The organism is Streptococcus gwangjuensis (genome assembly GCF_028156745.1).
In the GTDB taxonomy this organism is placed as follows: Bacteria; Bacillota; Bacilli; order Lactobacillales; family Streptococcaceae; genus Streptococcus; species Streptococcus gwangjuense_A.
The window spans coordinates 1-456 of record NZ_JAODJG010000005.1 but is presented as its reverse complement, the minus strand read 5'-3'; the positions used below and the strand labels follow the sequence as shown (position 1 = coordinate 456).

5 tRNA genes are annotated in these 456 nt (G+C 51.5%); all 5 read left to right on the top strand.

The window, feature by feature from the left end:
• Window positions 1-21 precede the first annotated feature (21 nt).
• The 5 genes from N5909_RS00060 (at window position 22) to N5909_RS00040 (ending at window position 452) form a co-directional block, all read left to right on the top strand.
• Window positions 22-94, top strand: a tRNA-Val gene (locus tag N5909_RS00060).
• 5 nt (window positions 95-99) lie between these two features.
• A tRNA-Gly gene (locus tag N5909_RS00055) sits at window positions 100-170 on the top strand.
• A 34-nt stretch (window positions 171-204) separates the two neighbouring features.
• A tRNA-Ile gene (locus N5909_RS00050) sits at window positions 205-278 on the top strand.
• An 8-nt stretch (window positions 279-286) separates the two neighbouring features.
• Window positions 287-358 (top strand) — tRNA-Glu (locus N5909_RS00045).
• 4 nt (window positions 359-362) lie between these two features.
• Window positions 363-452, top strand: a tRNA-Ser gene (locus N5909_RS00040).
• Window positions 453-456 lie beyond the last annotated feature (4 nt).

The following is a 456-nucleotide window of genomic DNA, read 5'->3' as shown; positions in this document are numbered from 1 at the left end:
TATGGAAGTCGCTTAGCTCTAGGGAGTTTAGCTCAGCTGGGAGAGCATCTGCCTTACAAGCAGAGGGTCAGCGGTTCGATCCCGTTAACTCCCATTTAAGCGGGTGTAGTTTAGTGGTAAAACTACAGCCTTCCAAGCTGTTGTCGCGAGTTCGATTCTCGTCACCCGCTTTGAACTTTGTTCAATTACCAAGTTTTTTAACTTGGGCGCGTAGCTCAGGTGGTTAGAGCGCACGCCTGATAAGCGTGAGGTCGGTGGTTCGAGTCCACTCGTGCCCATAAAGTTTGGTCCGTTGGTCAAGGGGTTAAGACACCGCCTTTTCACGGCGGTAACACGGGTTCGAATCCCGTACGGACTATTTTGGAGGATTACCCAAGTCCGGCTGAAGGGAACGGTCTTGAAAACCGTCAGGCGTGTAAAAGCGTGCGTGGGTTCGAATCCCACATCCTCCTTTTG